General features: G+C 60.3%; 10 protein-coding genes. 7 read left to right on the plus strand and 3 right to left on the minus strand.

Annotated elements, in window-relative coordinates; translation table 11 throughout:
- Window positions 1-35: 35 nt before the first annotated feature.
- Entirely contained in the window at window positions 36-1,268 is a 1,233-nt protein-coding gene (locus tag JZY08_RS17250; protein WP_216332764.1) for an ABC transporter substrate-binding protein, read from the minus strand.
- Window positions 1,269-1,519: 251 nt separating this feature from the next.
- On the opposite strand from JZY08_RS17250, the gene JZY08_RS17255 reads away from it, so the two are divergent.
- Window positions 1,520-2,242: a CPBP family intramembrane glutamic endopeptidase gene (locus tag JZY08_RS17255; protein WP_216332765.1), complete on the plus strand. Its 723-nt coding sequence runs from the start codon at window positions 1,520-1,522 to the stop codon at window positions 2,240-2,242.
- A gap of 70 nt (window positions 2,243-2,312) precedes the next feature.
- On the opposite strand, the gene JZY08_RS17260 is transcribed toward JZY08_RS17255, so the two are convergent.
- Window positions 2,313-3,743, minus strand: coding sequence for a mannose-1-phosphate guanylyltransferase/mannose-6-phosphate isomerase (locus JZY08_RS17260; RefSeq protein ID WP_216332766.1), 1,431 nt, complete (start codon window positions 3,741-3,743; stop codon window positions 2,313-2,315).
- Between the two features lie 278 nt (window positions 3,744-4,021).
- On the minus strand, window positions 4,022-6,451 hold the full coding sequence (locus tag JZY08_RS17265) for a glucose/quinate/shikimate family membrane-bound PQQ-dependent dehydrogenase (RefSeq protein ID WP_216332767.1): 2,430 nt from the start codon (window positions 6,449-6,451) through the stop codon (window positions 4,022-4,024).
- 399 nt (window positions 6,452-6,850) lie between these two features.
- On the opposite strand from JZY08_RS17265, the gene JZY08_RS17270 reads away from it, so the two are divergent.
- The 6 genes from JZY08_RS17270 (at window position 6,851) to JZY08_RS17295 (ending at window position 13,975) form a co-directional block, all read left to right on the plus strand.
- On the plus strand, window positions 6,851-7,750 hold the full coding sequence (locus JZY08_RS17270; protein ID WP_216332768.1) for a LysR family transcriptional regulator: 900 nt from the start codon (window positions 6,851-6,853) through the stop codon (window positions 7,748-7,750).
- A gap of 160 nt (window positions 7,751-7,910) precedes the next feature.
- Complete coding sequence (locus tag JZY08_RS17275; RefSeq protein ID WP_003500574.1) at window positions 7,911-10,199, plus strand: NADP-dependent malic enzyme; 2,289 nt, start codon at window positions 7,911-7,913, stop codon at window positions 10,197-10,199.
- Window positions 10,200-10,606: 407 nt separating this feature from the next.
- The gene (locus JZY08_RS17280; RefSeq protein ID WP_082185727.1) at window positions 10,607-11,446 is read left to right on the plus strand and encodes a transporter substrate-binding domain-containing protein; all 840 of its coding nucleotides are present in this window, start codon (window positions 10,607-10,609) and stop codon (window positions 11,444-11,446) included.
- Window positions 11,447-11,639: 193 nt separating this feature from the next.
- On the plus strand, window positions 11,640-12,383 hold the full coding sequence (locus JZY08_RS17285; protein ID WP_137038924.1) for an amino acid ABC transporter permease: 744 nt from the start codon (window positions 11,640-11,642) through the stop codon (window positions 12,381-12,383).
- The gene (locus JZY08_RS17290; protein ID WP_216332769.1) at window positions 12,380-13,162 is read left to right on the plus strand and encodes an amino acid ABC transporter permease; all 783 of its coding nucleotides are present in this window, start codon (window positions 12,380-12,382) and stop codon (window positions 13,160-13,162) included. The genes JZY08_RS17285 and JZY08_RS17290 overlap by 4 nt, the downstream gene beginning before the upstream one ends.
- Window positions 13,163-13,174: 12 nt before the next feature.
- A complete protein-coding gene (locus JZY08_RS17295; protein WP_216332770.1) occupies window positions 13,175-13,975 on the plus strand; it encodes an amino acid ABC transporter ATP-binding protein in 801 nt (266 codons plus the stop codon).
- Window positions 13,976-13,978: the final 3 nt, after the last annotated feature.

The raw sequence follows: 13,978 nt of genomic DNA on the forward strand, positions 1-13,978 counted from the left end.
GCGGCAAACCGCTCCCCGACCCGGAGAGATCACAATCAGTCAGCGGAACCGATGAGGTCCGCGAAGCGCTTCTGGCCATCTGCCGCAGACATCGAGCCAGCGAAGAATTCCGCCATCAGGTCTTCCTTCTGCTTCTGCGTATCGGCAGAAATCAGCTGGTCAGTGCTGGTGAGCGCATTGCCCTTCGCCAGAATTGCCAGACCCTTCTTCATGCAGTCATTGGCAGCGTTGAGATCGACGTCGCCACGGATCGGCAAGGAGCCCTTCTTCAGGTTGAAGGCGACCTGCGTTTTCGGATCGACGATGGTTTCAGCCAGCACGTCCTGCGCCTTGGTTTTCGCCTCGTCCTTCAGGACCGGGAAATAAAAGGCATCGCCGCCGGTGGTGATATAGTCATTGAGGCCGAGACCCGGCAGGCAGGAATAATCAGTACCGGCCTTCTGGTTTGCAAGCTGGAACTCACCCTGCGCCCAGTCGCCCATGATCTGGCCGCCGGCCTTGCCCGTTATGACCATGTTGGTGGCCTGGTTCCAGTCCTGAACATTGGTCCCCTTGGCCATCTCGCGTGCTTCGACAGCCGCTGCGAAGATTTTCGCCATATCAGGACCGGCCGCCGCTTCGGCATCCTTGTCGCCATAGACCTTCTGATAGAGGTCCTTGCCGCCAATCGAAAGCGTCAGCGTGTCGAACAGGCCGTTGGCCTGCCATGCCTGCCCGCCAAGCGCGAGCGGCTGGATACCGGCTTTTTTCAGCGCCGGCGCGGCTGCAACGAACTCCGTCCAGTTCTTCGGAACCTCGACGCCCGCTTTCTTGAAGGCCTCGTTGGAAAGCCACAGCCATTGCCAGGAATGAATATTGACCGGGGCGCAATAGATCTTGCCGTCGATGGTGCAGCTGTCGAGCAGGCTTGCGGGCTTGATGACGTCTTTCCACTTGCCCTTTTCGGCAACGTCGCTCAGGTCGCGCATGAGGCCGGCCTGCACCAGCTCTTCCGCCTGCCGGCCGTGGTTGAACTGGGTGGCGCCCATCGGGTCGCCGCCGGTGATGCGGCTGATCATGATCGGGCGGGCGGTACCGCCAGAACCGGCGATGGCGCCATCCACCCATTTGTTGCCGGTAGCATCGAAGGCCTTGGCCAGTTCGGCGACGGCGGCAGCTTCGCCGCCCGATGTCCACCAGTGGGTCACCTCAAGATCCGTGGCCCCCGCCATGCCCGCCGGAATCATTACACTGGCCAAAAAGGCCGCAGAAATAACACGCATTCGCATGAGTCTCCTCCCTCACTGAAACGTTGCAGTTGGAACGTATGCGAAGATTTTTGATTAGGCAACCGCCTTAAATACGAATCTCAAAAGCGCTCCCGGAGGTGTTTCAGCCAACCGAGGGCCACACCGGATGGCCGGGCAGCAAGCGGGATTCAACAACGTAACCCACAGGTAATGCAGGCGTTTTACAAGGTTTCAGAATCAGGCTCCGGCCTTAACCGCCAACCCCAAGGGACAAACAGGTGAAAGCGACAATGAAACGTTGGCACATTCTTTTGATCACCGGATTGACGGGTGTCGCATCGCTTTTGCTTGCAACGTTTGAGCAGCTTGCACCGGGACAGCAGCTATCCTTTCAGATAAGGTTGCTGATGCTCATCCAGCCGGCAATCCTGACCATTGCGGCAGTGGCGATCGGTCAGGCCTTGGCGGGAAGAGTCGGGCTTGGCACGCCGCTAATTGATGCTTTGGTGCAAGGAGGCAGCTTGCGCGCAGTGTTGCGGAGACAGGCGTTGCCCGCATTGTCGGCGGGTCTTGCCGTCGGCCTGCTGATGATTGCCTATTCGACAGTAATTCTGTCTGCGGTTACGGATGCTACGACCAAGGCGATAATGACCGCTTTTCCCGTTCCGCTGGCGACGCGAATTCTCTACGGTGGAATAACGGAAGAGCTTCTGACCCGATGGGGCTTGATGTCGTTTTTCGCATGGGCGCTCTGGCGCATGGCAGGAAGGGGTCAGCTGCGTCCGGCTATGCTGTGGGTCGCTATCCTGGTTGCGGCAGCCCTTTTCGCGGCGGGCCACCTGCCCTTATTGTTTGCCATTACAACCGGTCCGCAACCTTCGCTGATCGTCGCAATCCTGATCGCCAATTTTATCCCGGGCGTGTTGTTCGGGTGGCTTTTCTGGCGTCGGGGACTGGAGGCGGCGATGCTTTCCCATGCCTTCGCCCATTGCGTGAATGCGCTGGCCACCTGAGCAGGTGGAATGGCGAGACGGGCTGCGGCCCGTCTCGCCTCTAGGATGCGGCGTCGGCACGCACCCGATCCTACTGTCTCTTATAATCATCCTCGATGCGGATGACATCATCCTCGCCAATATACGCACCGGTCTGGATTTCGACCAGTTCGAGAGGGATCTGCCCCTCATTGGCAAGCCGGTGCGGCTGGCCGATCGGAATATAGACCGACTGGTTTTCCGTCAGCAGCCGGGTTTCCTCGCCGATCGTCACCGTCGCGGTGCCCTTGACGATGATCCAGTGCTCCGAGCGGTGATAATGTTTCTGGAACGAGATGCGGTGGCCAGGGTCAACCGTGATGTGGCCCACGCGGTAACGCTCGTCGACATACATGTGTTCGATGTAACCCCATGGACGATAGACCCGCTTGTGAGATTGCGTGCGCGGCGCATGTTCGCCATCCTTCAGCCTCTCCACCAGGCCTTTCACGTCCTGCACCCGGTTTTTCGGCACCACCAGAACCGCATCCTTGGTGGCCACCACCACCAAGTCCTTCGCGCCCACCACGGTCGTCAGCAATTGCGTGGAATGGATCAGGCAACCCTCGGAATCGATGAAGACGCCATCACCTTCGAGCGCATTGTCATTGCCGTGCTTTTCGGCGATTTCCCAGATGGCATCCCAGCTGCCGATATCTGACCAGCGGAAATGGCCGTGCACCACCGCCATGCGTTTGGTCTTTTCGATCACCGCATAGTCGATGGAGTTTTTCGGCGAGGCCTCGAAACTCGCCTGATGCAGGCGCACGAAGCCAAGGTCGCTTTCATATTGCTCGACTGCCTGTGTCACCGCCGCAAGAATCTCCGGTGCGAAGGCCTTCAACTCGGCGATCATCACGTCGGAGCGGAACAGGAAGTTGCCGGAGTTCCAGAGATAGCCCTTTTCCAGATAGGAAATCGCAGTCTTCACATCAGGCTTTTCCACAAAAGCCTCGACGGTGCTGAGGTCTGCCTCGCCGTCGATCGCCTCACCCGGCTTTATATAGCCGTAGGAAGTGCGCGGCTCGGTCGGCACCAGACCGAAGACGACGATGTTGCCCTGATCGGCGGCTTTCGCGCCAAGCTTCACGGCCTCGGAGAACTTGTCGGCATCGAGAACCACATGGTCGGCGGCAAGCGCCAGCACCAGACATCCGGGCTCACGACGTTCAGCCAGCACGGCGGCGGCGGCCATGGCGGCGGCGCTGTCGCGGCGGGCGGGTTCTAGAACCACCGTTGCCGGCAGGTCGATCTCTTCCGCCTGACGGCGGGCGAAGAAGCGGAAATCCTCGTTGGTGATCACCAGCGGCTCGGAATAAAGCGTCTTGTCACCCACCCGCGTCAGTGTCTGCTGATAGGTCGAAAGATTGCCGACCAGCGGCTGGAACTGCTTGGGCAACTGATCGCGCGATACCGGCCAAAGCCGCGATCCCGCCCCGCCTGCAAGAAGAACCGGCGTGATCTTTCGAGAATGTGCGTTCACAACAAAACCTTTCCAACTAAAAAATTCCCGGCGCGCCGGACAATATACATATTTGCCAATACCGCCATCATCGGTTCGCGGGCGGATAAGCGCAAGCTCATAAATCCGCCTTGTGAAAGCTTGGTGAACAGCGGACCGTGTTTGCCGACGGACCGTTTTGCTAACGCAAGGCAGAAGGTGAGGTTCCCTGCCCGGGATCGGTCACACCCACTAGCGGCAAAGAAAAACCCCGGACCAACGGCCCGGGGTTGCGTTTTCATAATGATGAGCCGTGAGTATCAGTTCGGCAGGGCATAAGCGATCACATAGTCGCCACGGTCGGGCGACTGGCGGGCGCCGCCGGCCGAGATGACGATATATTGCTTGCCGGTCTTCGGAGACTTGTAGCTCATCGGGCCGCCCTGGCTGCCGACCGGAAGGCGGGCCTTCCAGACTTCCTTGCCGGTCGCCGTATCGAAGGCGCGCAGATAATAATCCTGCGTGCCGGCGATGAAGACCAGCCCGCCCTGGGTGGCGAGCGTGCCGCCGAGCGTGGGCATGCCGATCGGAATCGGCAGGCCCATCTTGATGCCGAGCGGACCCGTATCCTCGACAGTGCCGACTGGCACCTGCCACTTGATCTTCTGGGTCTTCATGTCGATCGCCGTCATCGTGCCATAGGGCGGAGCCTGGCAGGGAATGCCGAGAGCCGAGAGGAAGCGGTTCTTGTCGACGGCATAGGGTGTGCCCTTCATTGGTACTAGACCCATGCCCGTATTGACGCTTTCGCCACCGCTCGCCGTCGCCTTGGTCGGAGCGGCCTCCTTCATCTGGATCCACAGGCCGAGGCGCATGTCGTTGACGAAGATGGTGTTGGTGGTCGGGTCGGTTGAAAGGCCGCCCCAGTTCATGCCACCGAGCGAACCCGGGAAGCTCAGCGACACATCCGTGCCGGGAGCGGTGTAGAGGCCTTCATAACGCATGCCCTTGAAGGCGACGCGGCACAGAAGCTGGTCAAAAGGGGTCGCCCCCCACATATCGGCCTCGGTCAGCGTCTGCGCGCCGATCTGGGGCATGCCGACCGAACGCGGCTGGGTGGGCGAATAAGGTTCGTTCGGAATATTGGCCGCCTTGACCGGCACCTCCTCCACCTTCGTCAGCGGCTGGCCCGTTGCCCGGTCCAGCACGTAGATCTGGGCGGCCTTGGTGCCGAAGACCAGAGCCGGAACGGTCGTACCATCAGCCTTTGGGAAATCGATGAAGCTTGGCTGCATCGGCACGTCGAAATCCCAGAGGTCGTTATGAACGGTCTGGTACACCCACTTTTCGCGTCCCGTCGTGGCATCGAGCGCCAGCATGGAAGCACCGTATTTATGGTCGAGCGGCGTGCGCGTCGCGCCATAGAGATCGACCGAGGGGCTGCCGACGGGCATAAAGACCGTATTCAGCTCCGGATCATAGGACATGGACGCCCAGACATTCGGTGTGGAGCGGGTATAGGTCTGGCCCGCAGGCGGCAATCCGGTGATTTCGGGATTACCGGGATCGAAAGCCCAGCGAAGCGCACCCGTCACCACGTCGAAACCGCGCATCACGCCGCCAGGCATGTCCACCTGCACATTGTCGGCAATGCGTCCGCCGACGACGACGGTGGTGCCTGCGAGCGTCGGTGCCGATGTCAGCACATATTGCGGATCCGGCGCGTCACCGAGGCCGATCTTCAGATCGACGCGGCCATTGGTGCCGAAATCCGGGCAGAACGCGCCAGTGTCGGCATCCAGCGCGATCAGTTCGGCATTGATGGTGTTCATCAGAACGCGGCGCTGGCAAAGTGCGCCGTCGGCAACCATTGCCGGTGTGACAGGTGTTGAGCCCGGCGCCGTAGGCTGCTTCAGCGGTGCCTTGGCATCGAAATAGGCAAGGCCGCGGCAACGCATCCAGACGGTCGATTTCGCATTGATTTCCGTCTTCCACTTCTCAGCGCCGGTATCGGCATCGAGAGCGATGACATTGTTGTGCGGCGTGCACAGGAACACGGTGTCGCCAACCTGCAGCGGCGTTTCCTGATCTTCCGCACCGTTTGCGCCTGGGCTGATCGGGGTGTCGCCGGTACGATAAGTCCATGCGACCTTCAGGTTCTGGACATTGTCACGGGTAATTTCGTCAAGCGCGACAAAGCGGCTGCCGCCCGCCGTATTCCCGTAATGTACCCAGTTCTTCTGCTCCGTTTCCGGCGTCACCGGTTTCAGCGCAGCGACTTCACCATTAAACGCAACGGTCGGATGCGGCACGAACATGCCGGCAATGCCCGCGCCGGACGCGATGGCGAGAACCGCAGCAAGTGCAAAGGAAGCACTATAAGCGGGTGTCTTGCCGGCCGCACGACGCAGCAGCGGGTAAGAAAGGACAACGACCGTGGCCCCCACGCCCAGTGCCAGCAGGCGAGAGATGAGCGGCCAGAAGTGCAATCCTGCTTCCCAGATCGCCCAGGCGCCGGTGAAGATGACGACGAGACCGAATAGAAGCGCGCCGGCCGGTTTGCGCAAGACGATCAGCAAGCCGGAAACGATCAGCGCGATACCCGCCGTGATGAAATAGAGGCTGCCGCCAAGTGCCGCGAGCTTGCCGCCGAGAATGGCGAAGAACAGACCTGCAGCGACGATGACCGCGCCGAGCACAAACAGCCATACTCTGGCTGGAAGCGACGTTGAAGTTGCTGGTTTACTCATGGAATGAATGTCCGGTTAGGAGAGCCGCCTTGAAGGCTGACGCCCGATGATCGTTCAGCGCCCGGAAAGACCGGGACAGTCCGCCGCATGCGCGGCTGAGCGCGGATACGATGAGGGCGGCGCGGCTGAACGGGGAACAATGGTGGGGAAGACTTCCGTCGTGACTGTCATTTTTGACCCATTCACTGCAGGTACCGCCGGCCCGACTGGCGGCGGACAAGGTGCCAGAACAAATCCTCCCCGGCCCGGATCGCAAAGCCCGCTTGCGGACGGGCGGCGATCAAAACCTTGGGCGCGGTATAACGTCGCCTGCGACAAGATGACAATGCGCAAGACAGGCAATTTTGATAAGCTATGCTTATACCATACCAAACCGACAACACAAAGACCTGCCCGCCGATGGATATTCGCCAACTCACGATCTTCGTGGAAGCCGCAAGAGCCAGAAATTTCCGGGCCGCCGCCCTGCAGCTCGGCATTGCCCAGCCTGCCGTGACGCAGCGCATCCGGCAACTGGAGGAAAATCTTGGGTTCAAACTCTTTCACCGCATCAATCGCGGCGTGGAGCTCACCCCGGCTGGGCAATCCATGCTGATAGAGGCGGAAGAAATCCTTGCCCGCACCCGTGGCGCGCTGGAGAAGGCGCACCAGATAAGGCGCGGCCAGCTTGGTACGCTGCGCATCGGTTACGGCACCAGCGTGATGGCCGAACGCAAACTGCCGGCACTGATTACCCGTTATGGCAGCGATCACAGGGAGGTCACGCTGGAACTTCTGCCCGGCATGACGATGGAACAGCTGATCGATCAGGTGGCGACGCGCAAGACCGACGTCGCCTTTGTTCGCGCGCCCCTTCCCCAGCTACCGCAGACCTTGCGGGTCATGCCCTTCGACAGGTCGAAACTGTGTGCAGCCCTGCCGGAACGGCATCCGCTCGGCACCCGAGCGAGCGTTTCGATTGGCGATATCGCACAGGAAAAACTGCTGCTGCCGGTTGACGAGATCGGCCTTGGCCTCAGCAGCAGCGCGCTTTCGCTTTTTGAAGATGCTGGCTGCGAGCCGCAAATCGGCATGCGCATCGCCAACGTCAATACCATCCTTGCGCTTGTGGAAGCGGGTGCGGGAATTTCCATCCTGCCGGAAAGCACGGTACGCTCCACACGGGGCATCACCGACGTCCCGCTGGAAAGCGCCGACGCCTGGTCAGATTGCGTGCTGGTTGTCCGGCGCGGCGCGCTTGCGCTCCATGTCGAAGCCTTCGTGAATATGGCGCGACAGGCTTACCGATCCATTCTCTAACACCAACCCCATGGACTTAATCGATTGAATCGGCCGCAAATTTCATCACGGCTAAATTTGCTGCACTGAACAACATTCAAGGCTTGGCAGGGGCGCGAAAAATACAATAACAACGGCGGATATTTTTACATTAATATCGACAGGAAAGCACGCTCAGCCCATGTCCGACACGACAAAGCCCGCCAGCACCAGAACATCGGTTACGGATCAGGAAGCACTGGATTTCCACGCCCAGGGCAGACCGGGGAAACTGGAAATCACCCCGACCAAGCCGATGGCAACGCAGCGGGATCTGTCGCTCGCCTATTCGCCTGGCGTGGCCGTGCCGGTGAAAGCCATCGCCGAAAATCCGGCAACCGCTTACGACTATACGACGCGCGGCAACATGGTCGCGGTCATCTCCAACGGCACGGCGATCCTAGGTCTCGGCAATCTTGGCGCGCTCGCCTCCAAGCCCGTCATGGAGGGCAAGTCGGTTCTGTTCAAGCGCTTTGCCGACGTCGATTCCATCGACCTTGAAGTCGATACCGAAGACGCCGATGAATTCATCAATTGCGTGCGTTACCTTGGCCCCTCCTTCGGCGGCATCAATCTGGAAGACATCAAGGCGCCGGAATGTTTCATCATCGAAAGCCGCCTGCGCGAGCTGATGGACATTCCCGTTTTCCATGACGACCAGCACGGCACCGCCATCATCGCCGCCGCCGGCCTTATCAACGCCATCGAACTGACCGGCCGCGACTTCAAGACGACGAAACTCGTCTGCAATGGCGCCGGTGCCGCGGCAATCGCCTGCATGGACCTCATCAAGGCCATGGGTTTCAACCCCGAAAACATCACGCTTTGCGACACCAAGGGCGTGATCTATCAGGGCCGCACCGAAGGCATGAACCAATGGAAATCCGCGCACGCGGTGAAGACGGACAACCGCACGCTGACTGAAGCCATGAAGGGTGCGGATGTCGTATTCGGCCTCTCACAGAAGGGCGCTTTCACCGAAGAGATGATCCGTTCCATGGCGCCGAAGCCGATCATCTTCGCCATGGCGAACCCCGATCCGGAAATCACACCTGAAGAAGTCTCGCGCATCCGCGACGACGCCATCATGGCGACCGGGCGCTCGGATTATCCGAACCAGGTCAACAACGTCCTCGGCTTTCCCTATATCTTCCGTGGCGCGCTCGATGTTCGCGCCAGCCAGATCAACGATGCGATGAAGATCGCCGCAGCGCAGGCGCTGGCCGATCTCGCCCGCGAAGACGTGCCGGATGACGTGGCAGCCGCCTATCAGGGCAATCGCCCGCGCTTCGGATCGCAATACATCATCCCGGTGCCCTTCGATCCGCGTCTGATCTCGGCCATTCCGGTGGCTGTCGCCAAGGCCGCCATCGAAACCGGTGTCGCCCGCCGTGAACTGCCAGACCTCGACGCTTACGCCCGCGAACTTTCCGCCCGCCGTGACCCCATGGCCTCCACCACGCAGCGCCTTTACGAGCGCGTGCGCCGCTCGCCGAAGCGGGTTGTCTTTGCGGAAGCCGAAGAAGAACAGGTCATGCGTGCGGCGATTTCCTTCACTGCGCAGGGCCTCGGCACCGCCATCCTGCTCGGCCGTGACGATATCATCAAGGCCAATGCGGAACGCGCCGGCATCGATCTCGACCGCGCCAATATCGAGATCACCAATGCGCGTCTTTCCAGCCGCGTCGATGCCTATGTCGATTATCTTTATGCGCGGTTGCAGCGTGGCGGCTTCCTGCTGCGCGACGTGCAACGTCTGGTCCACAACGACCGCAACCATTTCGCCGCCTGCATGGTGGCGATGGGTGATGCGGATGCCGTGGTCACCGGCGTTACCCGCAACTACTCCACGGCGCTGGAGGATATCCGCCGCTGCATCAACACCAAACCCGGCCATCGTGTCATCGGCGTATCGCTTGTTGTCTCGCGCAACCGCACCGTCTTCGTTGCCGATACCGCCGTGCATGACATGCCGAACGCGGAAGATCTTGCCGATATCGCCGAAGAGGCAGCCGGCCTCGCCCGCCGTTTCGGTTACGAGCCGCGCGTTGCCATGCTGGCCTACTCCACCTTCGGCCAGCCGACCGGCGAACGTTCCGACAAGGTGCGCGAGGCGGTGAAAATCCTCGACAGGCGCAACGTCAATTTCGAGGTGGACGGTGAAATGTCCGCCGACGTGGCACTGAACCATCATCGCATGCAGAGCCAGTATCCCTTCGCCCGGCTTTCCGGCCCGGCCAACGTGCTGGTCATGCCCGCCATCCATTCCGCCTCCATCTCCACCAAGATGCTGCAGGAACTGGGCGGCGCAACCGTCATCGGCCCACTCCTCGTCGGCCTCGACAAATCGGTGCAGATCACCTCGATGGGAGCGAAGGACAGCGATATCGTCAACATGGCGGCGATTGCGGCCTATAATGCCGGCCGTTGACGACGGGGCACAACGTTTGCGGCACGTTTCTTCTCCCCGCCCGGGAGAAGGTGGCCCAAAGGGTCGGATGAGGGGGCAACGTTGCCGGATTTCGGAGAGCTTGCCCCTCATCCCGCTGCCGCGACCTTCTCCCCGACGGGGAGAAGAAACAAGCGGTATTTGCTCGTTCTCCCTCTGGCCATTTGGCCCGCAGACACTATCTGGACTATCCTCCCGCCCTCACGGCCAGACGTAAAACAACGGATGAAAAGAACAGGATTCTACGATTTCAAATTATTGGGATAATTTTTCTTCCTGAAAGATTTATTGGAACCGGATTTTATTCATACTATTTTTCACGCAATGCCAATCCTCGCTCTTGGCGGGTGCCTCATGTAGTTTCCTCCTACAATCAAAAGGAAATACCCATGGCCTTCTCTTTCTCCAGTTTTGCCGCAAAACTCATCGCCGGAACCGTCGTTGTCGCTTCGCTGGCCACCGCCGCTCACGCGGATGCGACGCTCGACCGTATCAAGGGTCGTGGCAAGCTCACCGTCGGCGTCATCCTCTCCGGCGCGCCTTTCGGCTTCATCGATCCGAAGACGCAGGAGCAGAAGGGCCTCAACATTGACGTCGCCAAGGCGCTGGCCGCCGGTCTCGGTGTGGAACTGGTGACCGAAACCGTGACCCCGCCCAACCGCGTGCAGTTCCTGCAGCAGGGCAAGGTCGATATTCTGATCGCCAACATGCAGTATACGGAAGAGCGCGCCAAAACGCTTGACTATGTGCCGACACCCTATGACCGCCAGGGTGGCGCCGCCATCGGCCGCAAGGATTCGGGCATCAAGGACTGGCCGGATCTGAAGGGCAAGATCGCCTGCGTTTCGCAGGGATCGAACTACACGCAGCCGCTGATCGAGCAATATGGCGCGCAGGTAAAGGCGCTGCCGAGCCAGCCGGAATCGCTGCTGGCGCTGAAGGGCGGCAATTGCGATGTTTCCGTACACGTCAACGGCACGCTGAGCCTGATGCTCCAGGACCGCGCCGATGAGTGGAAGGATTACGGCATCCTCATCCCCACCGACCTTATCCCTTCGGACTCCGTCATCTGGCTGCGCAAGGGCGAGGCCGACACGCAGGCCGCTCTCGACAAGATCGTCAAGGAGCTGCACGCTTCCGGCAAGATGATCGAATTCGCCAAGGCCAACCGCCTGCCGAGCATCGGCTATATGGAAGAGCAGAAGACGAAGCTTTCGGCCGCGCAATAAGACCGGCGCAGGGTCTCTCCGTTCCTTGCCTCTCCTCCACCGCAGGGTGGGGATGATGCCGAACAGGCGGGGTGACTTCCCATGACCATCAGGAACGGCTGGTTTCGCCCGCCGTTCTTTTCTGCTTTATAGCAAGACAGGCCATTCTGGCGCCGCCTGCCGGGCGGCACCGCGATAACAGCATGGATTTCCGATGCAGGATGCATTTATAGCGCGCTTCATAGAACTGGCCGCGCATATCGGCCTCAACTATGATTTTCTGAACAGTGGCTACGAGGTCCAGATCTGGCTCGACGGCATGAAGATGACGCTGATCCTCGTGGCCGTCACCCTGCCGCTCAGCCTCATCTTCGGTTTCATTTTCGCGGCCATGCTCACCTCCGGCAAGGTCTGGCTCGCCGGCCCCGTGCGTGCCTATGTGGAACTGACGCGCAATACACCGACGCTGGTGCAGCTGATGTGCGGCTTCCTCGTGCTCAACATGCTGATTTCCAATGTGCTCGGCGGGGCACAGAACAACCCGCTGACACCGTTCTTCTGGGTCGTCGCCATCACCGGCCTGCACATTGCCGCTTTCCACGCGGAAGCGTTGCGTGGCGGTATCGAGGCGGTGCCCGCCACCACCATCGAGGCGGCGCGCGCGATCGGCTTCAGCTCCTTCGAGGTGCTGCGTTACGTCGAATTTCCGCTGGCGATCCGCACAGCACTCCCTTCCATCATCAACAATCTCGTCAATCTGGTGAAGCTCACCACCGTCGGCTCGGCGATTGCGGTCGGTGAAATCACCTATGCCTCGATCCTGATCTGGACGCAGCGCGACAATGTGGTCGAGCTGATGCTCGTCATCCTCCTTTTCTTCAGCGTCATCAATTTCATCGTCGCAAGGGTGGGCCTTTGGCTCGAGCGGCGTCTTGCGGTTCCGGGGTTCGGTCAATGAGCGCGGTAGTTTCCCAGCAGCAGGCGGCAAAAAAGCTGCCCTTCGGCACCATTCTCCTGTGCGGCGTGCTCGTTGCCGTCGTGCTGTGGCTGGTCCTCGATCCTTCGCTCGGCCAGGTGCTGCTGCAATGGCTGCCCTATCTCGGCAAGGGTTTCGCGATGAATGTGCTGATCAGCATTCTGGCGATCACCATCGGCACCTTCATCGGCGTCCTCCTCGGCATCATGGAGCTTGCGCCCTATCGTCTGGTGCGCGCACCCGCACTCACCTATGTGCAGATCTTCCGCAACGCGCCGCATCTGGTGCTGATTTTCGCGGCGACCTACATCTTCCCCTTCGAGATCGTCGCCTTCGGCAACTATATTCCCTTCCCGGACTGGATCAAGGCCGTCGTCGGCCTTGCCATTCCGGCTAGCGCCCATATCGCCGAAATCACCCGCGGCGCCATCCAGTCGATCCCGACGGCGCAATGGGAAGCGGCGCAGGGCCTCGGCTTTTCGCGTAACCAGACACTGCGCTGGATCATCCTGCCGCAATGCGTGAAGCGCTCGCTGCCACCATGGATGAATCTCTATGCATCGATTACAATGGGCACGGCGCTGGCCTCCCTGGTCGGCGTGCATGAACTTCTTCATGCGGCAACGGATGCCAGCACCGCCGTTCAGCGCAATGATTTCACCGTCGTGGTCTATCTCACCGTCCTGATGGCATTCTTCCTGTTCTGCTATCCCGTATCCCGTTTCACGCAGCGCCTCGAGCGGCGCTTCGCTTCCCGCTGATTGGAACAAGCCATGTCCGCATCCGCACCACAAACCGCCGCCAAAGCTCTGGTTGAGCTTGAAGGCGTACACCTGTCCTTCGGCGACAATCAGGTCCTGAAGGGCATCGACCTCTCGGTGAACAAGGGCGACGCCGTTTCCATCATCGGCCCATCCGGCTCCGGCAAATCCACGATCCTGCGCTGCATCAACGGCCTGCTGATCCCGCAATCCGGCAAGATCACCGTCGGCGGCACCCGGGTGGACCTGTTAAAGACCGAGGCGGAGCGTATCGCGCTGCGCAAGCGCATCGGCATCGTCTTCCAGCAGTTCAACCTCTTCCCGCATCTGACGGTGATGGAAAACATCACCATCGCACCCATCAAAATCCTCGGCACGCCGAAGGCGGAAGCCGAACGTCATGCCCGCGAACTGCTGGAAAAAGTCCGTCTTTCCCAAAAGGTCGACGCCTATCCCGGCCAGCTTTCCGGCGGCCAGCAGCAGCGCGTGGCGATTGCACGCGCACTTGCGATGCGGCCGGAACTGGTGCTGTTCGACGAGGTCACCTCCGCGCTCGACCCGGAAACCGTGGGTGAAGTGCTCGCCGTCATCCGCGATCTCGTTAATGACGGCATGACCAGCATTCTCGTCACCCATGAAATGCGCTTTGCCGAGGAAATCAGCGACAATATCGTCTTCACGGAAAACGGCCTGATCGTCGATCAGGGTACGCCGGAGCATATCTTCTACAAGTCGACCAATCCGCGTATCAATGCCTTCGTCAAGGGTCTCGGGGGACAGGTGGCGCGGGTCACTGACGGCGAAGGGATCTGACGC

This window comes from Rhizobium sp. X9 (assembly GCF_018873185.1).
Classification (GTDB): Bacteria; Pseudomonadota; Alphaproteobacteria; order Rhizobiales; family Rhizobiaceae; genus Agrobacterium; species Agrobacterium oryzihabitans.

Bases quoted from the DNA above. Each gene is read 5' to 3' on its own strand.
- JZY08_RS17265 (WP_216332767.1), bottom strand. From the start codon at position 6,451: ATGAGTAAACCAGCAACTTCAACGTCGCTTCCAGCCAGAGTATGGCTG.
- JZY08_RS17295 (WP_216332770.1), top strand. From the start codon at position 13,175: ATGTCCGCATCCGCACCACAAACCGCCGCCAAAGCTCTGGTTGAGCTT.
- JZY08_RS17270 (WP_216332768.1), top strand. From the start codon at position 6,851: ATGGATATTCGCCAACTCACGATCTTCGTGGAAGCCGCAAGAGCCAGA.
- JZY08_RS17285 (WP_137038924.1), top strand. From the start codon at position 11,640: ATGCAGGATGCATTTATAGCGCGCTTCATAGAACTGGCCGCGCATATC.
- JZY08_RS17290 (WP_216332769.1), top strand. From the start codon at position 12,380: ATGAGCGCGGTAGTTTCCCAGCAGCAGGCGGCAAAAAAGCTGCCCTTC.
- JZY08_RS17250 (WP_216332764.1), bottom strand. From the start codon at position 1,268: ATGCGAATGCGTGTTATTTCTGCGGCCTTTTTGGCCAGTGTAATGATT.
- JZY08_RS17255 (WP_216332765.1), top strand. From the start codon at position 1,520: ATGAAACGTTGGCACATTCTTTTGATCACCGGATTGACGGGTGTCGCA.
- JZY08_RS17275 (WP_003500574.1), top strand. From the start codon at position 7,911: ATGTCCGACACGACAAAGCCCGCCAGCACCAGAACATCGGTTACGGAT.
- JZY08_RS17280 (WP_082185727.1), top strand. From the start codon at position 10,607: ATGGCCTTCTCTTTCTCCAGTTTTGCCGCAAAACTCATCGCCGGAACC.